The organism is Algoriphagus sp. PAP.12 (assembly GCF_026652115.1).
Lineage (GTDB): Bacteria > Bacteroidota > Bacteroidia > Cytophagales > Cyclobacteriaceae > Algoriphagus.
Genome location: NZ_JAPPSQ010000010.1, coordinates 80,548 through 102,312 on the forward strand (window position 1 = coordinate 80,548; position 21,765 = coordinate 102,312).

Sequence of the window (21,765 nt, forward strand, 5' to 3'; positions counted from 1 at the left end):
CCGACCTCTATAGGCCAAAACCAATGCCAGTGACAGAAATCGCAGTTTTTAGGAAGAAATGACTGTTTTGTCGATGTAATTGGAGTTCAATAGGGAAAGAGCACCCATATATTTGAGGTCAAAAGTCAACACATCCCCCACTTTGTAATCATTTGGGTTTTTTCCCAAATTCATAATCAACATATCAGAGCTGGCTCCTAAGACCTCAATCGTTTCATCTGTCGGCGTTATATATTTAGGATCTACATCCAAGAGTCCCACATCTACAATAGCTCGGTAAGAAGTTTGTCCATAAAGGCTTTCATCTATTTCAGCAACTTCACCTTGCGGATTTGCCGCCAAATTTCCGACAGGAAGCAAAGGCTTCTCTTGCATCTCAATGATCTCAGTATGGAGCTCAAAAACATCCCCATGCATTCCATCGATCACTTTTTCTTCGAAAAGATCCACTCCAAAAAACAAAGTCTCTCCCACTCTAAAATGGTTAATCCCTTTGGGTAATTGATGAGTCAACATCAAAGGAATGGTCACAGACGTTCCAGCTGAGACCCATGGAATCTTTTTATTGAACTTCAGTTCGATAATCTGCTTATATAAAGAAAGCTGAATCAATTTGTCAGTGGACGGCATAACACCGTTCAAACAATTCAAATTAGTCCCCAACCCAATGATTTCAATATTGGGAAGCTTGAAAACATCAGAATAAAAATCAAGCAAATGCTCACCCATGACCCCTTCACGAAGGTCACCGGTTTCTACCATGATAATGATTTTATGCTTTTTATTTTGAAGGACTGCTTCCTCACTAATCCAATGAATGGTCTCCAATTCACTATTCAAGCTCACATCGGCAAACTCTATCATTTTGCCCACATTTCTCTTTGAAACGGGTTTGATATAAACAGTTTGAACCTCTGGATTCAATTTTTTCACCATAGCCAAATTACTGATTCGGCTATCATGGATTTCATCCACTCCCAAATTGATCAATTCTTGAAGAAAAAGTCTATTACCACAAAGTAGTTTCGATACCACTCCCCAAGCGACCCCCGAATCTTTGAAGGTCTTTTTGAGGAATTCGAAATTATCCTTGAGTTTGGTTTTATTTAAGGTCAGGTGTGCCATCTTATTTGGTCAATCTCATTTCGAGATATTTGTTGGTGAACCCCAATCGTTCATACAATTTCTTAGCAGGATTGTCTGGTTCTACGTGAAGTGCCACTGCACCATTCGCCATTTTAATGGCCAAATCCATGATTTTTCCACCAATACCTTTTCCTCTTTGGGAAGCATCTACAGCGATGTAGACCAGAATGTTCTCAGGGATATACCCAGACATACCGGTTTTATTCATGACTAATGCGCCGACAATTTTTCCATTTTCTCGAGCCAAAACCACAAAACCACCCGCTTGAAGACCTTGATCCAAAGCATAGTCTAGGCACTTCATGATATCATCTTTGGGGTCTCCATATTTCCCTAAATGCTCAAAAAGGAAATCGGCGATCTCATTCTTTTGAAGGAATGTGGCATTGTCTATGGCTGAAAGTGATTCTAATTTTATCATATTCTCTTATTACTAGGGGTGAGTTTTTTATCTAATTGATATACGATTATATAAGTTAACAAAGAGGCTGTCAGTCCAAAGAGGTTTGCATCCAAACCAAATGGAAGGTTTACCTTTAAAAAGGTCAAAGAAGCCGTGAGAGTTCCCCCGACTATCATTGAGCTCACTGCAGCCTTGGAATTATTCTTTCCAAAAAACAAGCCTGCCACTACCGGAACCAGCAAACCTGAGACCATAAAGGCATAAGAATACAGCATTAAGCTTAATACCTCTGTCATTTGCCAAGCAATCAGAATTGCCAAAATTCCAATTACAAGTGTGATAACCTGAGAGATTTTAATTTCCTGACCATGGGGTTTTCCTTTGAAAAGCTTTCCCAAAAGGTCTGTAGTCAGATTACCTGAAGCTGCCATCAAGCATGAATCTGCTGTAGACAAAACGGCCGAAAAGTATGCCGACATCATCAATCCCAAAATCCCGGCAGGAAGAATCTGACTCAGTAAAACCGGCAAGCCCATTTCAGGGTCCATGCTTGCGGTGAATCCTTCCAAAGCACCTTGCTCCACCGCAACTCTGGACAAGAGTCCAAGTGAAACTCCCATCATTGCCATGATTGGCCACTCGAACAAGCCGGCAATAAACCATGCTTTTTTCGCAGTTTTCACATCCCTTGCAGCAAAAATCCGCTGATATAAGGTCATGCCCACAAACCAGATTGGAATGATGGTAATCCCCCAATTGAACACATCCTGCCAGCTTAGGTTTGAAAATGAAAAGAATTCTTGGGGAAGGGTAGATTGGATTCCTTCCCATCCGCCTACATAATTATAGGACATCGGTATTCCGATAAACATCAATCCCAGCATCAGAATAATCCATTGAATAGTATCGGTATAAATCACGGCTTTCAAGCCTCCCATCACTGTATATACTACAGCTATGGCACCCATGATCAGTAAAGCAGTTTGTAAGTCCAATGCTTCAAAAGTCCCAGAGGCTAATTTTGCTCCTGCAAGAAGCTGAGAAGAGGTAAATCCCAAATAGCCCAAAAAACAAATAATGGCTGCAACACGTGCTGTGGTAGAATTGTAGAGGTAACCTACGATTTGAGGGAAAGTGAAAAAGTTGGCAAAGGCGGGATCTGATTTGACCCGGGGAATTAAAATTACTGCGGCTATCCAAGCTCCCAACAATCCGGTGAACAGCATCCAGGACCCAGAAAGACCCATTGCAAATCCCAATCCACCCAATCCGATTGAGAATCCTCCACCCACATCTGTAGCTACTACTGATAGCCCTATGTGAATACTACCTATACTTCTTCCTCCAACATAATAATCCTCGTGTCCTGTATTCTTTTTCATGAAAAAATATCCCACGCCCAGCATAGCCAGCATGTAAATCAGGAAGATCAGAAGATCTATAAAATGCATTATGTTCTTGGATTTGTATCAAATTATTTTAAAATATAATTTTTCAAAGGTAAGCAAATAGGCTTAATTTTGAAATTTTATTGGGTTTTTATCTGAAATTCATTATTTCAGTGCAATTTTCATTTAGAATAGTCCAAAAAAGAAAAAAGCCGGATCACTCCGGCTTTCTATCTAATCAATCTTAAACTTAAACATTCTCGCTACTCATCACAGCAGAGAAGTACTCTCGATTCATTCTGGCAATATTAGTCAAGGAGATACCCTTAGGACATTCGGCAGAACAAGCACCTGTATTAGTACAAGCTCCAAATCCTTCTGCATCCATCTGAGCAATCATCTTTTCCGCTCTCGCTTTTCTTTCCACTTTACCCTGTGGCAACATCGCCAACTGGGAAATTTTGGCAGATGTAAAGAGCATTGCAGAAGCATTTTTACATGCTGCTACGCAAGCTCCACAGCCGATACAAGTAGCTGCATCGAAAGCTTCGTCTGCGATAGTTTTTGGAATAGGAATCTCGTTAGCGTCAGGAACACCACCTGTATTCACAGAGACATAACCTCCAGACTGGATGATTCTATCAAATGCAGAACGGTCAACAACCAAATCCTTCACTACTGGGAAAGCTGCAGCTCTCCAAGGCTCGATAGTAATAGTATCACCATCACTGAAAGATCTCATGTGCAGCTGACAAGTAGTCGTCTGCTGAGGGCCATGAGGCTTTCCATTAATATATAAAGAACACATGCCACAGATCCCTTCTCTACAGTCGTGATCAAAGTGAACTGGATCCTCTCCTTTTTCTGTCAATTCCTCGTTTAGGACATCCAACATTTCCAAAAAGGACATGTCTGTGGAAATCCCATCTATTGGATAAGAGACAAACCCACCTTTATCAGCGTTGTTTTTCTGTCTCCAAACTTTTAATGTCAATTTCATAGTACTATGAATTTTTGTCTTGATTATTTGTACGAACGCTGGGTTAATTTCACATTTTCGAATACCAAAGGTTCTTTCTCAAGAAGTTCTTCTTGCTCATCTCCCTGGTATTTCCAAGCCGCTACATAGGCGAAGTTTTCATCATCTCTCAATGCCTCTCCTTCTGGAGTCTGATACTCCTCTCTGAAGTGACCTCCACAAGATTCATTTCTGTTCAAGGCATCATCTACCATCAACTCTCCCAATTCAAGGAAGTCCGCTACTCTATGAGCTTTTTCCAATGACTGGTTGAGTTCTTCATTTTCACCTAAGACTTTTACATCTTTCCAGAACTCAGCTCTTAAAGCCTTGATTTCAGCCTTAGCTCGAGTCAAGCCTTCAGCAGTTCTAGCCATACCGCAGTCATTCCACATGATCTTTCCAAGCTTCTTGTGGAAATAATCTACTGACTTGGTTCCTTTGATACCCAACAATTTGCTGATCTTATCTTTAACTCCTTTCACAGCTTTTTCAAACTCTGGGTGATTGGTATCAACTGGCTTGGTACCCAAGCCTGCCAAATAATCCCCCAATGTGTAAGGAATCACGAAATAACCGTCAGCCAAGCCTTGCATCAAAGCAGAAGCTCCCAATCTGTTTGCTCCATGATCTGAGAAGTTTGCCTCTCCCAATGCATAAAGTCCAGGAACGGAAGTCATCAAGTTATAATCAACCCAAAGTCCACCCATGGTATAGTGAACCGCAGGATAAATTTTCATAGGGGTTTGGTAAGGGTTCTCACCGGTAATCTGCTGATACATATCAAACAAGTTACCATATCTTGCTCGGATAGTAGCTTCACTATCTCTATTGATAGCATCTCTAAAATCCAAGAATACAGCCTCGCCAGTTTCATTTACACCACGCCCTTCATCACAAACATATTTTGCGTTTCTGGAAGCCACATCTCGAGGTACCAAGTTACCGAAGGAAGGATACTTTCTTTCCAAATAGTAATCTCTGTCTTCTTCCTGAATATCTCTAGGCCTGATTTCGCCTTTTCTAAGCTTCTCAGCCATGGCCACAGTCTTAGGAACCCAAACTCTACCGTCATTTCTCAATGATTCTGACATCAAAGTCAACTTGGACTGATGATCACCTGAAACAGGAATACAAGTAGGGTGAATCTGCGTATAGCAAGGGTTAGCAAAGTGAGCTCCTTTTTTATGTGCTCTCCAAGCTGCTGTCACATTAGATCCCATCGCATTGGTAGAAAGGAAGAATACGTTACCATATCCACCAGTACACAAAAGAACCGCATGGGCTGCATGAGTTTCGATAGCTCCAGTGATCAAGTTTCTGGTCACAATGCCTTGAGCATGTCCATCCACTGTCACCACATCCATCATTTCGGTACGAGGATAAAGCTTCACTTTTCCATTAGCTACCTGGCGGCTCAATGCTGAATAAGCACCTAAAAGCAACTGCTGTCCAGTTTGGCCCCTTGCATAGAAGGTCCTGGAAACCTGAGCTCCACCGAAAGAACGGTTGGCTAGCAATCCACCATATTCACGGGCAAAAGGAACGCCTTGTGCCACACATTGGTCAATGATATTTACAGATACCTCAGCTAGACGATATACATTTGCCTCACGAGCTCTGTAGTCACCACCTTTGATAGTATCGTAGAAAAGTCTATAAACTGAGTCACCATCATTCTGATAGTTTTTGGCAGCATTGATACCACCCTGAGCAGCGATGGAGTGAGCTCTACGTGGGCTATCCTGAAAGCAGAATGCCTTTACATTATAGCCCAACTCTGCCAAAGAAGCGGCTGCAGAAGCACCTGCCAAACCTGTACCCACTACGATGACTTCGTATTTTCTTTTGTTCGCTGGGTTGACCAGCTTGCTTGTAAACTTATGCTTAGTCCACTTTTCGGCTAATGGACCAGCAGGAATCTTAGAATCTAGTATCATACGGGAAATCGATTAGCTAGTGAAATAAATATAAAGCGGCATTAGTGCGAATAGAATCGGCACTATAACGGCATAAAACTTCCCAACGGCCTGAATTGCCGGGGTGTATTTTTTATGATTTAATCCCAAAGTCTGAAATGCACTTGCAAATCCATGAGAAAGGTGGAAAGCCAAAAAGCCCATGGCGATTACATAACCAGCTACCATTAATTCATTTTGGAATGCAAAAGTCACTATTGAGAAAAGGTCCTTGTAAGTCTCGCCATCATATTCAACTAATGGTAGATCTCCCCAGTGCATTTGATACCAAAAGCTCTGCATGTGAACAACCAAAAAGATCAAAATAATTGTACCCAAAACTCCCATATTTCTGGAAGCAGTGGTAGAATTAGTAGAAGATTTAGACTCTTCATATCCAATTGGACGAGCCGCTTTGTTCTTTCTACCCAAAATAATGGCATAAATCACGTGGCCAATCACAGAAATATAGGTCAAATAGGACAAGATCTTTACTGCAGGATTGGTGGTCATAAATTTGGCATAAATATTAAATGCCTCTCCTCCATCTCCCTTGAAAAGCAACAAGTTGCCCGATACGTGACCTGTCAAAAACAGGATCAGGAATAAGCCAGTCAATGCCATGATCAGCTTCCTTCCCAGAGTGCTACTTAAGGTTTTTGTAACCCAACTCATACGATTTTAGGATTAATTTTAAAACGAATGTCTTATTATATTGCTGCCAAATTTACATTTGGAAGAGCTAGCAAACAATCCATTCTTCAGGTCCTTTCTTATTTTAAAAGGTTCTAAATAAAACCACTTCTTCCTCCAGCATTTTTACGCTTGATTTCACTTTCCAACAATTAGATTAATTTTATTGTTTGATTTTGCGGTGATTTTCTACGTACTTCCATTTATTTCGTAAAGAAAAATCATCAAGACCTGTTAACACTTGGGGCCAACATTTCGTCTAATCAAGTGTTTCAATCATAAATGAACCAATAGGGAACAATATGAAGCTCAAACTTTCGCTAGGACTTTTTTTTACATACCTCATACTTGGGCTTTCCTACGCTTGGGCTACCCACATTCGAGCAGGTGAAATCATCGCAGAGCGCGTCAATGTTCAAACTTTAGAATACAAAATAACGGTAGTAGGATATACCGACACCCGTTCCAATGTTGTATTTGGACCTGGGATCATCAACTTTGGGGATGGGCGCGAGGTTCAATTAAATACCGAAAATGATTTTGCTCTAGTGGAGAGCTTAGGAAATCAAATTGAGAAAAACACCTTTGTAATCACTCATACTTTTCAGGGGCCCGGTACATATACCATTCGTTTTCAGGAATTCAATAGAAATGATTTGACCCTGAACATGGACAATTCGGTCGATACACCATTTTATGTAGAGACTCAGATCACTATCGATCCTTTTATTGGTGTTAATAATTCTCCAGTTTTGACTATCCCACCGGTAGATAATGGAGCTGTAAACTCTACTTATATCCATAACCCGGGAGCTTACGACCCTGATGGAGACAGTCTTTCTTATGAAATGACCATCCCTCTTCAGAACTTTCAGAGACCTGTTAATAACTATAGAAGCCCTGCTTCTGCTGAATTCAGCTTCAATCAGCAAAGTGGCGCTACTCCCGCATTTTTGGAATTAGATCCAATTTATGGGGATTTGATTTGGGATGCTCCTGGAACTGCGGGTCAGTTCAATGTGGCATTCAAAATTATAGAATGGCGAAAAATCAATGGTGAATGGATTCAAATAGGGTATGTGGTCCGCGATATGCAGATCATTATTGAAAACTCTAACAACCGAAGACCTGAATTGATCTTACCTCCTGACATCTGTGTGGAAGCAGGAACTATGATAGAAGAAATTATTCAGGGAGAAGACCCTGATGGAGACCCTATTAAGATTGAAATCTTCGGCGAGCCAATTGAAATAACCACTTCTCCAGGTAGCTATGACCCAGAAGCTACATTCCAACCTACACCAGGTATTGTCAATTTCTCTTGGCAAACTGTATGTGGACATGTCAGAGCTAGAGAGTATGACATAAGGGTTAGAATCACAGATCAACCTAGATCAGGGCCTGCATTGGTAGACATCAAAACTTGGAGAATAAAAGTAGTTGGCCCTCCGCCAGTGTGGTCCGATATTGAGCAACAATCTGGAAGAACAGTTGAATTGAACTGGGATCCGTATGCATGCGCCAATTCAGCGGAAGAAATGCAAATCTGGAGAAGGATCAATTCTGATCCTTACGAACCAGATAGCTGTGAAACTGGAATCCGTCCAGGATATGAACTGGTAGGAACCACCAATATGGAGACGTTCTCATTCACAGATTTGAATGGTGGAGAAGGCTTGGCTCCAGGGAATACGTATTGTTATAGATTAGTTGCGGCCTATCCTGCTCCTCGATTGGGTGAGAGTATTGTTTCAGAAGAAATATGCATCACAATCGACGTGGATGTCCCAATCATAACCAATGTCAGTGTAGAAGAAACAGACCCAACAGATGGAGAAATCTTTATCAAATGGACACCTCCATATGACATTGATAAAACCCAATATCCTGGACCTTACAGCTATGAACTGTTAAGAAGTAACGGATTCACTGGAAATCAAGGCAGAGTATCATTGGGAGTTACTTCCGACACCTTGTATACGGATACTGGATTGAACACCCAGAATGAAGTTTATAATTACAGAGTTGTACTATTGGATCAAGGAACCAGAATTGACACTTCTTCTTCGGCTTCCTCGGTTTGGCTAGAGCCAACGATTATCAATGAAGCTATTGAATTGAATTGGGAGTTCACTGTGCCTTGGAACAATTCCATTAGTGAGTTTAAGCATGAAGTTTACAGAAATCGAACAGATGCAAATGCGGAAGATGCTGACACCTTTGAGTTGATAGCAGAGGTTGATGTCACTTCAGCTGGTTTCACATTCTTGGATGATGGGAGCTTCAATAATGTACCTCTAGGAAAAGAAACAGAATATTGCTACTACGTGATCACCAAAGGTGCCTATAATGTAGATGGCCTGGTTTATCCATTGGAAAACAAATCTCAGATAACTTGTGCCAAGCCTGATGACAATAGGTTACCATGTCCACCTGTTTTGACATTTGACGGACCAGAGTGTTCGGTTTACACTGCTGAACAATCCTGCAATATCAACACCTATTATCATGACTTGAGCTGGACTCCTGATTTCTCAGGAGAATGCGATGACGAACTTTCCGGCTATAAGTTATACTACACCAATGATGGTGAGGAAAGTACATTCGAATTGATTGCAGAGCTTTCTTCTTTAGAGCTTTCTACTCGAATTTCGGAATTGACGACCTACAGAGGCTGTTATTACATTACTGCCATTGATCGTTCTGGGAATGAAAGTGAGCCAAGCAATATCGTTTGTGTGGAGAATTGTCCTAATTACGAATTGCCAAATGCCTTTACACCTAATGGTGATGGGGTGAATGACACCTTCTCTTCTTTCGACAATCCATTTGCAAAATGTCCACGATTTGTCACAGGAGTAGAAATCCTAATTGTAAACCGTTGGGGAGTGGAAGTTTTCAACTACAACAGTCTTGAGGCAACTGAAAACGACATCTACATCAACTGGGATGGTAGAGACAAAAATGGAAATGACCTTCCTGCCGGAACTTATTTCTATTCAGGAAAAGTTTACTTTGATGTACTGGATCCTGGACAGCAGGAGCAGACCTTGAAAGGAACTATCCAGATTCTAAGATGAGTCAGCCAAAATCCATCGTTTTTTTTGACGGAGTATGTAACCTCTGCAACTCCTCTGTTGATTTTATGATCAAAAGGGACAAAAACGATAGATTCTTGGTTGGAGCTCTTCAAGATGAAACTAGTAAAGAAATCCTTTCCCAATTCGATGTTAAACAGGACTATCTAGACTCCATAGTCCTTTTTGAAAATGGAAAAATCTTTTACAAAAGCACTGCGGCACTTAAAATTGCTAGGCACCTTTCAGGACTTTGGCCAGCACTTTATCCTTTAATAATTCTTCCCCAAGGTTTGAGGGATGTGGTCTATGATTGGATTGGAAAGAACAGATATAAGTGGTTTGGAAAGCAGAACACTTGCAGGCTCCCAAGCCCTGAAGAAAAAGCTAAATTTTTATCCGCTTCCAATTCACCTATCAAGGAATTTGCCTAACGACCTATCCATTTTTCCCTGAGGTTAATATCGCTTCAATAGTTAGATGGATAAGGCAAAATAGAAAAGCTGTATATTTGCCGCTCAACCAAACAATTACTCATGAAGGCATTTGTTTTCCCGGGCCAAGGGGCCCAGTTTCCCGGTATGGGAAAAGCTCTTTACGAAGAAAATCCAGAAGCAAAAGCATTGTTCGAAAAGGCCAATGAAGTTCTAGGATTTCGAATCACAGACATCATGTTTGATGGAACTGCTGAAGAGCTGAAACAGACCAAAGTAACTCAACCTGCCATCTTTTTACATTCGGTAGTATTGGCAAAAACAACCCCAAATTTCAATCCTGACATGGTTGCTGGACACTCTCTTGGAGAGTTTTCTGCTCTTGTGGCAAACGGCACGTTAGCATTTGAAGATGGATTAAAATTGGTTTACCAAAGAGCGATGGCTATGCAGGAGGCTTGTGAAATCAATCCTTCTACCATGGCTGCGATCTTGGGTTTACCAGATGAAAAAGTTGAAGAAATTTGCGCTAGTATCACAGATGAAATCGTGGTACCAGCTAATTATAACTGCCCAGGTCAATTGGTAATCTCCGGTTCTAATAAAGGAATTGAGATAGCCTGTGAGAAAATGAAAGAAGCTGGAGCAAAAAGAGCCCTTCCTCTCCCTGTTGGAGGCGCTTTCCATTCTCCTTTGATGGAGCCTGCCAGAGAGAAACTTCAAAAAGCGATCGAAAGCACCACTTTCAACACTCCAAGCTGCCCAGTTTACCAAAATGTAAGCACTACTGCTGTTTCCGATGTGGATCAAATCAAATCAAACCTGATTGCACAATTGACAGCTCCAGTTAAATGGACTCAGTCAGTACAGAATATGGTCAAAGATGGCGCTACAGAATTTGTAGAATGTGGACCTGGAAAAGTTCTTCAGGGACTAGTCAAAAAGATTCATAGCGAAGCTGAAGTCTCCGGACTTTAATTCATATTTCAATAGCCCGCCTCGAGCGGGTTTTTTATTGTTTGAATAATTTTACCTCGGAGTGATCCCTACACATTTCCAGCAACTCCCCGCAAGTCTTATTTAGTTCTGGATGGACAAAATCAGGCATGATTTCTACCAATGGAACCAATACAAATCTTCGGACTGCCATAAATAAATGAGGCACTTTTAAATCAGGCAGCTCAATGACATCGCTGCCCCAAAAAAGGATATCAATATCCATAGTCCTGTTTCCCCAGATTGTTTCTCTAACTCGCCCTAATTCAATTTCCACTTTTTGAAGGCTTGCCAAAAACTTCATGGGATCTTTATTGGTTTCAACAACTATTACCTGATTCAAAAAATCTTGGTCTGCGGCATTTCCCCATGCTTCTGTTTGATAGATACTGGATTCTTTGACAATCCTATCCTCAGTTTGGATCATTTTTTTTGCAGACTCTAAAAGTTTGGTGGTATCTCCTTGGTTCCCTCCCAATATCAAAACTGCTTCTTTTAGCATTTCACTTGAAAAATTAATTTTTAATCGTTCGTCAATTTAGCCTATTTTAGCCAGTCTTAAAGCATACAACATGAAATTCTTAGGAAACGTCCTAGCAGTTATAGTCGGATTATTTGTCTTTAGCATTCTATCCTTTTTCTTATTCTTTGGATTAGTTGGCATCATCGCAGCATCTGGAGAAAAAGAAGTGAGTCTCAATGACAACTCAATCCTCCACCTGAATCTCAATGGAAGAACTTTGGTTGAGAGAACTCGAGAAGATGATTATTCTTTTGGAGGTTTCGGCAATCCATTTGGTCAAGAATTCAATGCAGGCTTGGTGAATCTGAAAAAAGCAATCCGTGAAGCTAAATCCAATGACAAAATCCAAGGGATCTACTTAAATACCGGCTTGATCATGGCTGGGCAAGCTAATTTATTGGAATTAAGAGAAGAACTAGAAGATTTCAAAGAGTCAGGCAAATTCATTCTAGCTTATGATGAGGCCTATACCGAGGGAGGATACTATTTAGCCTCTGTCGCTGATGAGATTTATTTAAATCCTTTGGGAGGCATTGACTTTAATGGATTATCCTCTGACGCTGTGTTCTTCAAAGGTCTTTTTGAAAAAATCGGAGTAAAACCAGAAATCTTCCGAGTAGGTGAATTCAAAAGCGCTGTTGAGCCATTTATCTTGGACAAAATGAGCGATGCAAATCGCCTTCAGACTCAATTTTTCTTGGATGACATCAACAACGAAATGTTGAAAAGCGTTGCAGAATCTAGAGGAATTTCTTTGGATAGCATCACTTTGATCAATGACCAAATGCTAGTCAGAAGACCTGCAGATGCAGTTACTTATCATTTGGCAAACTCACTTAAATACGAGGATGAAGTTCATGCGATATTAAGAGAAAAACTAGGCATCGAAGAGGACGCAGACATTCATACAATCAATGCGACGGACTTAGGTTCGTTGGCTAGTTCCAAAAATATTACATCTAGGAATCGAATTGCGGTGATCCTTGCCGAGGGTGAAATCGTAGATGGAAATGCAGATGGAGTGATCAGTTCCGAAAAATTTGCAAAAGAAATCAGAAAAGCCAGAAAAGACGATGATATCAAGGCAATAGTTCTTCGTGTCAATTCCCCAGGAGGATCTATTTTGGCATCAGAAGTTATTTGGAGGGAGATGAAAAAAGCTCAAGAAACGAAGCCTGTTGTCGTTTCTATGGGCGAAGTAGCAGCTTCTGGCGGTTATTACATCTCTAGCCCTGCCGGCACTATCGTAGCACAACCCAATACCATCACCGGTTCCATCGGTATATTCGGTATGTGGTTCAATGTCCAGCAATTGTTGAATGAAAAATTGGGAATCACCACTGATGTAGTTTCTACCGGCGAGTTTTCTGATTTCATGAATCCAACCAGACAATTGGAAGAAGTTGAAAGAGGCATTATTCAAAATTCCATCGAAGAAGGCTATGAAACATTCATCAGTCGTGTGGCTGAAGGCAGAAACATGAGCCCGGAAGCGGTGAAAGAAGTAGCTTCGGGGAGAGTTTGGACAGGCAATCAAGCCATAGAAAGAGGTCTGGTAGATGAGTTGGGTGGACTGGATCGGGCCATAGAGATTGCAGTCGAAAAAATCGATGCGGGTGATGATTATAGAGTGATTTACTACCCTACTATCAAACCTTGGTTTGAAGAATTCATGTCAGACTTTGAAAACAATGTTCAGTTGAAACTGATCAAAGCCAAACTTGGCGATCAATATGAATTGTATCAGCAAATCGAACAAGTCAAAAAATACCAGGGAATTCAGGTTAGACTTCCTATGGATATCAATATTAAGTAATTGAAAAAGCCTCAAAATGAGGCTTTTTTTTATTTCTCTTGTAGCAAAATTTTCCAGGCTTTTTCTACCTCTCCTTCTTCAAGGGCTTCTTTGGCAAACTGATGTAAATGATCCAACCAGCTAGCCTGATCATTTTGAAAACGAATTTTCATCTCCTGAATCTCTCTTTCCAATCCAAAAGCTTTTACCTCTTCAATAGTCGGCAGACTCTCCACATTTCCTAATCTCCCGAGGTTATTCCCTGTGAGCACAGTACTATTCCTGATTTCCTCCGGAATTTGATCTATCCCGATTCCCAGTGTTCTCAAAGGTTTCGGTATTTCAAATAAGGCATCACCGTTTGATCGAGAATACCAATTCCCTCCCATTCTGGCAACCAAGTCTATTTTGTAAGGGTCGATTACTCCTTTTTCATCCAACACATGTTCATCCACATGCGCTACCAAAACTTCACAAATTACCAAATTACCAGCCCCTCCAGTTTCACCAAGAGATTTCACTTCATTGACTTTACATTCAAAGGCTACTTTTGCCTCTTTCACTCTGGGAGGCTTCACTTCCGAAGACGCTATTGCTGTAAAGCCTGCCTTTTCAAACTCATTTACTCCTTTTGGATACTCCGTGCTTGCCAAGGACATTTGCTCCACCATCCCATAATGAACTACATGAATTACTACTTCAGGGACTTCCAACACATTTTCCAAAGTATGCTTGGTCGTATTATCCCGAACTCTTCTAGAAGGCGAAAAAACCAAAATAGGTGGATTGGTACTGAATAGGTTGAAAAAACTAAATGGGCTGAGATTAACATTCCCCTCACCATCAATTGTGGAAACAAAAGCAATGGGTCTCGGCGCGATGCTTCCTTGGAGCAAAGCATGAAAATCAGGGACTGCTAGATCTTTGGGATAAAAGGTTTTCATTTTCTCAATTTATGACTCAATTTTAATACAAATTCCATTTTCAACCATATTGTTCAGAAACAATGAAGCGTACCACCCTGTTTGGACTGTTTTTTTTGACAGCATTTTCATTTTGCATTTTTTCTTCCAATGCACAAACTCATCAAATCGCAACTTTCAATATCCGATGGGCCAACCCCAATGATACGGGAAACCTCTGGGCTGATAGACTTCCTCACGTAGCAGGATTAATTCAGTTCCACAAAATCGGTATTGTTGGTATCCAAGAGGGATTGATTACCCAAGTAAATGACATGACCCAAGCTTTAGGCTACAGCTATTTGGGAGTTGGCAGAGATGATGGGAAAGACAAAGGAGAGTTCAGCGCAATACTCTATGACCCTCAACAATTCACCATATTGGATCAAGGCACATTTTGGCTTTCAGAAACTCCAGAAATCCCAAGCAAAGGATGGGATGCTGCGCTGAATAGAATTTGCACTTACGGAAAATTCAAAGATCAGGCTGGAAAAGAGTTTTACGTTTTCAACATTCATTATGATCATGTAGGACAAAAAGCCAGAGAAGAAAGCAGTAAACTGGTAGTGAAAAAAGCTAAAGAAATCAATAAAGAAAATCTTCCCGCATTATTTATGGGAGATTTCAACGTGGATTCTAGCCATCCCGGATACCTAGCAGTAGTCAATTCAGGAGAGTGGAAAGATGCACGTTTGATTTCAGAGATCCCGGCTTATGGACCGCAAGGATCATTTACCGGATTTGATTGGGAAACAATGCCTGATAAAATAATTGATCATGTATTCGTCCATGGTACATTGAAAGTAATCCGTCATGGAATTCTTTCGGATAACTATGGGAAAAAGTATCCTTCTGATCACTTTCCAGCTATGGTTGAGGTAGAGTTCTAAGGAAGGAATAGAACTAAAAAAGCCCCGATTGGGGCTTTTTTTTTTATGAATTCATCAAATCTTCAATTTCATCTGCTTCAATTGGAATATTTTTCATCAGATCGAAATAACCATTTTCAAGGACAACAATGTCATTTTCTAGCCTTATGCCAAAACCTTCTTCCGGAATATAGATTCCAGGCTCTACAGTAAATACCATTCCAGGCTGTATCGGTCCATACATCGTTCCTACGTCATGAACATCCAAACCAAGATGATGTGATGTTCCATGCATAAAATACTTTTTGTAAGCCGGCCAATTTGGATCCTGATTTTGGACATCAGTTTGATCAACGAGCCCCAAGCCAATTAACTCAGACTGCATAATCAAGCCTACTTCTTTATGATAATCCTGAATGGTCACTCCAGGTCTCAGCATGGAAGAAGCCTCTTTATGTACACGCAAAACAGCATTGTAGACTGCCTTTTGACGTTCTGTGAATTTCCCGCTCACTGGGATCGTACGGGTCATATCAGCATTGTAATTCCCATATTCAGCTCCAACGTCCATCAGGAGCAATTCTCCATCGTTACAGGCTTTGTTGTTTTCCAAATAATGCAAAACACAAGCAGAAATCCCGGAAGCGATGATTGGCTCATAGGCAAAACCCTTGCTTCGATTTCTTACAAATTCATGAAGGTATTCAGCTTCGATTTCATACTCGGTTACACCGGGTTTCACAAAGTTCAAAATCCTTCTAAACCCTTTTTCAGTAATATCACAAGCAATTTGTAACTGGTCAATTTCCTCTTGCTCTTTCACACCTCTCAATTCATGCATCAATGGAGCAGCTCTTTCATATTCGTGCAAAGGGAATTGCTCTTTGCAAGTCTTGATAAAACGAGCATCACGGGTTTCTACCACCACGCCAGCACGCAAATGTTCATTGGTATTCAAATAAACTCGATCTGACAAGGCCATCACGGTACTGAAAATCAAATCGAACTTATCCAACCATTGGATATTCTTGATCCCAGAAGTAGCCTCAGCTTCTTCCTTAGTGTATTTATGTCCCTCCCAAATTGCGATATGCTCATTGGTTTCTCTTAGGAAAAGGACCTCTCTCATCGCTGGATTTGGACAATCTGGAGCCAATAGTAAAATGCTTTCTTCCTGATCAATGCCGCTGAGATAAAACAGATCATTGTTCTGTCTGAATTTCATCGTACCATCGGCATTCGTTGGCATGATATCATTGGAATTGAAAATAGCCACAGAATTTTTGGCCATTTTTGCAGCGAGTTTTGCCCTGTTTTTTATGTAAAGCGAGGCAGGAAGTGGAGTATATTTCATAAAATGATTTTAACTAAAGATTCAAATTGCCTTTCGGGAATTTTTCTTCCCCAAAAGGCCTTACATTTAGATTAATCCCGACAAACTTAACATTATTCGCACGGAGTTTAAAAGGTAGATTTTTTCTATCTTCATCTGAAACAGAAATTCATGTACCAAATAAAAGAGCTTGCAAACGGCATTCGCATAGTCCATCAGGAAGTCACCCACACCCGATTGGTACATTGTGGCTTTATTCTCAACATTGGAAGCAGGGACGAAACCAAAAAGCAAGAGGGACTTGCCCATTTTTGGGAACACATGGCTTTCAAGGGTACTCAAAAGCGCAAAACCTTCCATATCATCAATAGATTGGAGTCTCTAGGCGGTGAACTGAATGCCTATACAACCAAAGAAAAAATCTGTTTTTATGCTTCTGTACTCAAAGAGCATTATTCGAAAGCAGCCGATTTGCTCTTCGATATTACTTTCAACAGCACCTTCCCTACCAAGGAAATAGAAAAAGAAAGGCAAGTCATTTTGGAAGAAATGGCCATGTATCGCGATTCTCCAGATGATTCCATCCAGGATGAATTGGATACCTTGGTCTTTGAAAATCATGCCCTAGGAAGAAATATCTTGGGTACCGAAGAAACCGTATCCAACTTTAGCCAACAGGATTTCTTTGATTTTATTTCCAGTAGATTGGACACATCGCAGGTTGTCTTTTCAATTGTTGGAAATATTTCATTTGCTAAAGCATTAAAGGCTATTGAAGGACCACTTTCACAGATTCAGACAAAGAAAACCCTATATATCAGAAGTGGTTTTCATGATTATACTCCACAATCCAAAACCGTCAAAAGAGACATTACACAGTCCCTTTGTGCGATAGGCAGACCTGCATTTTCCCAACACGACAAAAACCGATACAAGCTATTCCTTCTGAATAATATACTGGGAGGACCAAGCATGAATAGTCGTCTAAACCTTGCTTTAAGAGAAAAATACGGCTTCGTCTATTCTATAGAATCTAGCTACCAGCCATTTTCTGACACTGGATTTTTCGGGATTTTCTTTGGAACAGAAGAAAAAACCTTAAAAAAGTCCATGCACTTAGTCCATCGGGAACTGCTCAAACTCCGAACAAAAAAACTGGGGACAATGCAGCTTCACATGGCTAAAGAACAAGCAATTGGGCAGATGGCCATGGCGGAAGAAAACTACGCAGGTTTGATGTTGGTTTTTGGCAAAAGCCTCATAGATCATGGAAAAATCGACCCTTTAGAGCGTATCTTTGAACAAATAAGAAGTACGACTGCTGAAGAAGTACTGGAAATCGCTGAGCAAATCTTCGATCCAGAGCAACTTAGCTATCTAACTTACCTACCGAATTAAGATGGAATTCATTGATCCAGCACTCCTTGCCTATTGCGAGGACCATACTAGCCAAGAAGACGATTTACTTAAAAAAATCACCCGAGAAACTCAGGCAAAAGTATTGATGCCAAGAATGATTTCGGGACACCTTCAAGGGAAGCTTTTAGAGCTTTTTGTGAAAATGCTCCGCCCAAATACTATTTTGGAAATCGGAACATACACCGGGTATTCCGGTCTATGTATGGCAAGGGGATTGGCGGAAAATGGAAAACTAATCACCTTGGACATCAATGACGAGTTGGAGAAAATGGTCCGTGGCTTTTTTGATGAATCTGGACTTTCCGATCAAATCGATTACCGATTAGGGAACGCTCTGGAAATCATTCCAAGCCTAGAAGGTCCTTTTGATCTGGTTTTTATTGATGCTGACAAGATCAACTATACCAACTACTATGACTTAGTGATTGACAAGCTCTCCAAAGGCGGAATCATTCTGGCTGACAATGTCCTATGGTCAGGAAAAGTACTTCCGGAAGGTCGAAAAAAATTGGACAAAGACACGGCTGCAATTTTGGACTTCAACCGCATGGTTCAAGATGATCCAAGAGTAGAAAACAGCCTTCTTCCGATTCGAGACGGAATAATGATGGCCAGAAAACTCTAAAATTTTAAAATAGGAACCATTTTTGCTCAAAGTGGAAAAAGCATCCGAAACTACTGAGCATGAATTTCCCAAGAGTTATATTTTTCACGTTTTTCGCATTCTTTCTAGCCCAATTCTCCCTCTTTGCACAGATTCCACAAGTGCCTGCGGAGGTAGAGTTTGCTGATTTAATCGTGAGAATCAACCCTCAGGCAAGACGGGAAATACAACTGGATGTAGACGCACTTTACAGAAACCCAAACTATCTAAAAGTCAAGCAAGAGCGCTTTAACCTTTACCGACCTATTATCGAAAGAGAATTGAATAACGTCGGAGTTCCATTGGATCTGCAATACTTGGTTATTCAAGAAAGTGGATTGATTGCTGATGCTGTTTCTACATCCAATGCAGTGGGTTTTTGGCAATTTAAGCAAGGGACAGCAGAAGAAGTTTTCATGAGAGTTGATGGCCAAATCGATGATCGAAAAAACATTGTAAACTCTACTAGAGGAGCTGCTCTCTATTTGAAAAAGCACAATAATTCTTTTGACAACTGGATGTGTGCATTGGTTTCCTACCAAATGGGCTTAGGAGGTGCTAAAGCCTATTTCGGGACCAGATACAATGGCAAACGAGTGGTCGACATAGACCGAAATTCTCATTGGTATTTCAAAAAATTCTTAGCACATAAAATCGCATTTGAAAATTCATTTACCACTCTGGTGAGCAATAATCAGAGATTGGTAGAAGTGAAAGTGTCGGGGCCTGTGACGTTGGCGGCCTTGGCTAAAAAATATGGAGTCACCACTGATCATTTGAAAGAAATGAATAAATGGGCTTCAAATGGCAAAATCCCTTCTGGAAGCGGCTATTCCCTAATTTACATTCAGGAAGGTGATGCTCCATTCAAACCTGCTGTCATAGAACAAAAACCATCTAGCCAGAACCAAAATTCATACAAAAGCAATCCAGCATATAAACAGGCTAACTCATATCCAAGAATTGCCGGAAATACAACCAAGGCATCTCAGCCAGATCAAATCACAGTGAATGAACTGGATGGGGTTCAGGCGGTCAATAATACAACTCAGGAAAAATTTGCTGACAAAATTGGAATACGTGAAAAGAAATTCCGAAGACTCAATGACTTAGACAAAGGCGAGCGAGTTGAGGCTGGTGAGTATTATTATACTGAAAAGAAGAAAGCCAAAGCAGAAGTTGAGACTCACATTGTCATGCCAGGAGAAACACTTTGGAGTATTTCCCAGAAATATGGAATTAAGCTTTCTGCTCTTAAAGCCAAAAACCGAATCAGAAGGGACAAAGACCTGAAAGTAGGAATGGTTTTGAACCTTCAAGACCATAGAAAAAGAGGTGAAGAAATCCCAATGGTCAAAGTGCAGCCTTTATCAAACCAACGAGTAAGCCAAAACACTTCCTCACAACCAAAAGTAGAAACTCAGGTGAGCCAACCTACGCCTTCCCAAACCTCTACTCCTGCACAACCTAGCCAATTGACGCATACCGTTTCATCTGGAGAGACGCTTTATGCAATCAGTAAAAAATACGGAGTAACAGTAGATCAGCTGAAATCTTGGAACCGAATCGGGAGCCAAAACATTATCAGTGTAGGTCAGAAATTAACTATTTACAAGCCCTGATCCTGCCTTTTTTCATGCGCAAACTAATTGTCCTTATTGGATTCCTATTTCTTTGTCTAGGTGGAAACGCCTTAGCCCAGGATCTTCAATTTATCCCAGACACTGTCCTGATTAACGGAGACACCCTTTTAATGCTAGGGGATTCAGTTTTGATTGAGGAGCCAGTAAAAGAGGTGTTTTGGAAAACCGGAGGAAACTACAACATGAATATCCAGCAGGTGACTCTGAGTAACTGGGCTGCAGGGGGTGCAAGTTCTTTTGCTTTGAACACTGGAGTTTCTCTTTTTGCAAATTATAAAAAGGACAAGAAAGTCTGGGACACACAATTGAATGTCAGTTTGGGTTTCAACCGTCAAAATGACCGAAATTTCGAAACTCGAAAAACTACGGATGCCTTTAAGTTTGTTAGTAATTACGGTCGGGAACTCTCTGAAAAACTATACCTCTCTACACAGCTCGATGCTGCTACGCAACTTTTAGCAGGTTTCAAATACTCTACCTCCGGAGACGGTGACATCCGTACCAAAATATCTGACTTGCTTTCTCCAGGCTATGTCCAATCCTCCACGGGTTTGAACTACCGGAAGACTTATGAAAAGAAAGGAAAGCTATCTATGATTCTTTCTCCTTTCACGGGTCGTTTCACCATAGTTATGAATGACTCTCTGAGTAATGCAGGTGCATTTGGCGTGACTCCAGGAGAAAATGTTAGAGCAGAGGCAGGTATGTCTTTGAACACCTCAATCACGGATTTTGTATTGATGGAAAATATTACTTGGAAGGCTGACCTCAACCTATTCTCCAATTATGAAACTTTTGGAAATATGGTAGTCAACTTCAACTCCATCATTCGGATGAAAGTGAATAAATACATTTCAACGAGGATTGAAACAGCCTTGATCTATGATGAAAAAGTATTGATCAAGCAAGATGACGGCACCTCCAAACAGGCAGTCCAACTCAAAAACCTGATCAACTTCGGGGTCAGTCTGGACTTTTAGAAGTCCGTTTCCAAATTAAATTTCTTAGTAAATTCTTTCAGGGCTGGATGCTTTTCCAACAGGTAATTAAACTTGTCTGAACTGGTATATAGCTTATTTTTCTGATCTGTGATCTCTTCTTTGTGTTCCAAAGAAACCCGAAAATGACCGACTCCTGCAACTTGACGGATGACACCGATTAGTTCCGGCTTCATTTTTTCCGCAATTTCCTCCTGCATATGGCCGGTAATCTCCAGCACAATACCCCTTTCATGAACTTGAATAGACTGGTTTAAGATTGCCCATTCGAGATTCTTTTTTTGCTTTTGGAAATGATCCAGAATCTGTGGAAGGTGCTGATCTAATAACTCCTGAGTCAAAGGTTTCAGAGATTCAGTAGTTGAAACGAACTCAACAGGTTGATTTGATTTTGTTTCTTTCTCGGCTGCCTTTTGAGTAAGTTCTTGAGCAAGCTTTTTAGTCTGAGATAGACTTGTAGGAATTGA

General features: G+C 40.8%; 19 protein-coding genes. 9 read left to right on the top strand and 10 right to left on the bottom strand.

The window, feature by feature from the left end; genetic code table 11:
- Positions 1-48: 48 nt before the first annotated feature.
- The 6 genes from O0V13_RS13145 to O0V13_RS13170 form a co-directional block, all read right to left on the bottom strand.
- The gene (locus O0V13_RS13145) at positions 49-1,125 is read right to left on the bottom strand and encodes an alanine/ornithine racemase family PLP-dependent enzyme (RefSeq protein WP_268035429.1); all 1,077 of its coding nucleotides are present in this window, start codon (positions 1,123-1,125) and stop codon (positions 49-51) included.
- Between the two features lies 1 nt (position 1,126).
- Positions 1,127-1,567, bottom strand: coding sequence for a GNAT family N-acetyltransferase (locus tag O0V13_RS13150; protein WP_268035430.1), 441 nt, complete (start codon positions 1,565-1,567; stop codon positions 1,127-1,129).
- Positions 1,564-3,000, bottom strand: a complete 1,437-nt coding sequence (locus O0V13_RS13155; RefSeq protein WP_268035431.1) for a sodium:solute symporter family protein — start codon at positions 2,998-3,000, stop codon at positions 1,564-1,566. Before O0V13_RS13155 ends, O0V13_RS13150 begins: the two co-directional genes overlap by 4 nt.
- A 187-nt stretch (positions 3,001-3,187) precedes the next feature.
- Entirely contained in the window at positions 3,188-3,937 is a 750-nt protein-coding gene (locus O0V13_RS13160; protein ID WP_268035432.1) for a succinate dehydrogenase/fumarate reductase iron-sulfur subunit, read from the bottom strand.
- Between the two features lie 23 nt (positions 3,938-3,960).
- Positions 3,961-5,895: a fumarate reductase/succinate dehydrogenase flavoprotein subunit gene (locus tag O0V13_RS13165; protein WP_073572345.1), complete on the bottom strand. Its 1,935-nt coding sequence runs from the start codon at positions 5,893-5,895 to the stop codon at positions 3,961-3,963.
- Positions 5,896-5,907: 12 nt separating this feature from the next.
- On the bottom strand, positions 5,908-6,588 hold the full coding sequence (locus tag O0V13_RS13170) for a succinate dehydrogenase cytochrome b subunit (protein WP_268035433.1): 681 nt from the start codon (positions 6,586-6,588) through the stop codon (positions 5,908-5,910).
- A gap of 320 nt (positions 6,589-6,908) precedes the next feature.
- On the opposite strand from O0V13_RS13170, the gene O0V13_RS13175 reads away from it, so the two are divergent.
- The 3 genes from O0V13_RS13175 (at position 6,909) to fabD (ending at position 11,095) form a co-directional block, all read left to right on the top strand.
- A complete protein-coding gene (locus O0V13_RS13175) occupies positions 6,909-9,686 on the top strand; it encodes a gliding motility-associated C-terminal domain-containing protein (RefSeq protein ID WP_268035434.1) in 2,778 nt (925 codons plus the stop codon).
- A complete protein-coding gene (locus O0V13_RS13180) occupies positions 9,683-10,117 on the top strand; it encodes a thiol-disulfide oxidoreductase DCC family protein (protein WP_268035435.1) in 435 nt (144 codons plus the stop codon). Before O0V13_RS13175 ends, O0V13_RS13180 begins: the two co-directional genes overlap by 4 nt.
- A gap of 102 nt (positions 10,118-10,219) precedes the next feature.
- Positions 10,220-11,095 carry an ACP S-malonyltransferase gene (gene fabD, locus O0V13_RS13185; protein ID WP_268035436.1) on the top strand — a complete coding sequence of 292 codons (876 nt, stop codon included), beginning with the start codon at positions 10,220-10,222 and terminating at the stop codon, positions 11,093-11,095.
- Between the two features lie 34 nt (positions 11,096-11,129).
- Here fabD and folK read toward each other — a convergent pair whose 3' ends face one another.
- Positions 11,130-11,615 (bottom strand): 2-amino-4-hydroxy-6-hydroxymethyldihydropteridine diphosphokinase, encoded by a 486-nt coding sequence (gene folK, locus O0V13_RS13190; protein ID WP_268035437.1) that lies wholly within the window; start codon positions 11,613-11,615, stop codon positions 11,130-11,132.
- A 70-nt stretch (positions 11,616-11,685) separates the two neighbouring features.
- On the opposite strand from folK, the gene sppA reads away from it, so the two are divergent.
- Complete coding sequence (gene sppA / locus O0V13_RS13195) at positions 11,686-13,452, top strand: signal peptide peptidase SppA (RefSeq protein ID WP_268035438.1); 1,767 nt, start codon at positions 11,686-11,688, stop codon at positions 13,450-13,452.
- A gap of 29 nt (positions 13,453-13,481) precedes the next feature.
- On the opposite strand, the gene O0V13_RS13200 is transcribed toward sppA, so the two are convergent.
- Positions 13,482-14,375 (bottom strand): flavin reductase family protein, encoded by an 894-nt coding sequence (locus O0V13_RS13200; RefSeq protein WP_268035439.1) that lies wholly within the window; start codon positions 14,373-14,375, stop codon positions 13,482-13,484.
- 62 nt (positions 14,376-14,437) lie between these two features.
- Between O0V13_RS13200 and O0V13_RS13205 the strand changes: the two genes are divergently transcribed.
- Positions 14,438-15,283, top strand: a complete 846-nt coding sequence (locus tag O0V13_RS13205) for an endonuclease/exonuclease/phosphatase family protein (RefSeq protein WP_268035440.1) — start codon at positions 14,438-14,440, stop codon at positions 15,281-15,283.
- Positions 15,284-15,326: 43 nt separating this feature from the next.
- Here the strand turns inward: O0V13_RS13205 and O0V13_RS13210 are convergent, their stop codons facing one another.
- Positions 15,327-16,616, bottom strand: a complete 1,290-nt coding sequence (locus O0V13_RS13210) for an aminopeptidase P family protein (RefSeq protein WP_268035441.1) — start codon at positions 16,614-16,616, stop codon at positions 15,327-15,329.
- Positions 16,617-16,766: 150 nt separating this feature from the next.
- Here O0V13_RS13210 and O0V13_RS13215 point away from each other — a divergent pair, with 150 nt between their 5' ends.
- The 4 genes from O0V13_RS13215 to O0V13_RS13230 are packed head-to-tail and all read left to right on the top strand — an operon-like array spanning position 16,767 to position 21,280.
- Positions 16,767-17,993, top strand: coding sequence for a M16 family metallopeptidase (locus O0V13_RS13215; RefSeq protein WP_268035442.1), 1,227 nt, complete (start codon positions 16,767-16,769; stop codon positions 17,991-17,993).
- Between the two features lies 1 nt (position 17,994).
- The gene (locus tag O0V13_RS13220) at positions 17,995-18,639 is read left to right on the top strand and encodes an O-methyltransferase (RefSeq protein ID WP_268035443.1); all 645 of its coding nucleotides are present in this window, start codon (positions 17,995-17,997) and stop codon (positions 18,637-18,639) included.
- 59 nt (positions 18,640-18,698) lie between these two features.
- The gene (locus tag O0V13_RS13225; protein WP_268035444.1) at positions 18,699-20,279 is read left to right on the top strand and encodes a LysM peptidoglycan-binding domain-containing protein; all 1,581 of its coding nucleotides are present in this window, start codon (positions 18,699-18,701) and stop codon (positions 20,277-20,279) included.
- Between the two features lie 14 nt (positions 20,280-20,293).
- Positions 20,294-21,280: a DUF3078 domain-containing protein gene (locus O0V13_RS13230; protein ID WP_268035445.1), complete on the top strand. Its 987-nt coding sequence runs from the start codon at positions 20,294-20,296 to the stop codon at positions 21,278-21,280.
- On the opposite strand, the gene O0V13_RS13235 is transcribed toward O0V13_RS13230, so the two are convergent.
- Positions 21,277-21,639, bottom strand: a complete 363-nt coding sequence (locus tag O0V13_RS13235) for a hypothetical protein (RefSeq protein WP_268035446.1) — start codon at positions 21,637-21,639, stop codon at positions 21,277-21,279. The two genes, O0V13_RS13230 and O0V13_RS13235, sit on opposite strands and share 4 nt — an antisense overlap.
- Between the last annotated feature and the right edge of the window lie 126 nt (positions 21,640-21,765).

Bases quoted from the DNA above. Each gene is read 5' to 3' on its own strand.
- fabD (WP_268035436.1), top strand. From the start codon at position 10,220: ATGAAGGCATTTGTTTTCCCGGGCCAAGGGGCCCAGTTTCCCGGTATG.
- sppA (WP_268035438.1), top strand. From the start codon at position 11,686: ATGAAATTCTTAGGAAACGTCCTAGCAGTTATAGTCGGATTATTTGTC.
- O0V13_RS13155 (WP_268035431.1), bottom strand. From the start codon at position 3,000: ATGCATTTTATAGATCTTCTGATCTTCCTGATTTACATGCTGGCTATG.
- O0V13_RS13225 (WP_268035444.1), top strand. From the start codon at position 18,699: ATGAATTTCCCAAGAGTTATATTTTTCACGTTTTTCGCATTCTTTCTA.
- folK (WP_268035437.1), bottom strand. From the start codon at position 11,615: ATGCTAAAAGAAGCAGTTTTGATATTGGGAGGGAACCAAGGAGATACC.
- O0V13_RS13230 (WP_268035445.1), top strand. From the start codon at position 20,294: ATGCGCAAACTAATTGTCCTTATTGGATTCCTATTTCTTTGTCTAGGT.
- O0V13_RS13205 (WP_268035440.1), top strand. From the start codon at position 14,438: ATGAAGCGTACCACCCTGTTTGGACTGTTTTTTTTGACAGCATTTTCA.
- O0V13_RS13145 (WP_268035429.1), bottom strand. From the start codon at position 1,125: ATGGCACACCTGACCTTAAATAAAACCAAACTCAAGGATAATTTCGAA.
- O0V13_RS13180 (WP_268035435.1), top strand. From the start codon at position 9,683: ATGAGTCAGCCAAAATCCATCGTTTTTTTTGACGGAGTATGTAACCTC.
- O0V13_RS13170 (WP_268035433.1), bottom strand. From the start codon at position 6,588: ATGAGTTGGGTTACAAAAACCTTAAGTAGCACTCTGGGAAGGAAGCTG.
- O0V13_RS13215 (WP_268035442.1), top strand. From the start codon at position 16,767: ATGTACCAAATAAAAGAGCTTGCAAACGGCATTCGCATAGTCCATCAG.
- O0V13_RS13165 (WP_073572345.1), bottom strand. From the start codon at position 5,895: ATGATACTAGATTCTAAGATTCCTGCTGGTCCATTAGCCGAAAAGTGG.
- O0V13_RS13175 (WP_268035434.1), top strand. From the start codon at position 6,909: ATGAAGCTCAAACTTTCGCTAGGACTTTTTTTTACATACCTCATACTT.
- O0V13_RS13150 (WP_268035430.1), bottom strand. From the start codon at position 1,567: ATGATAAAATTAGAATCACTTTCAGCCATAGACAATGCCACATTCCTT.
- O0V13_RS13160 (WP_268035432.1), bottom strand. From the start codon at position 3,937: ATGAAATTGACATTAAAAGTTTGGAGACAGAAAAACAACGCTGATAAA.
- O0V13_RS13220 (WP_268035443.1), top strand. From the start codon at position 17,995: ATGGAATTCATTGATCCAGCACTCCTTGCCTATTGCGAGGACCATACT.
- O0V13_RS13210 (WP_268035441.1), bottom strand. From the start codon at position 16,616: ATGAAATATACTCCACTTCCTGCCTCGCTTTACATAAAAAACAGGGCA.
- O0V13_RS13200 (WP_268035439.1), bottom strand. From the start codon at position 14,375: ATGAAAACCTTTTATCCCAAAGATCTAGCAGTCCCTGATTTTCATGCT.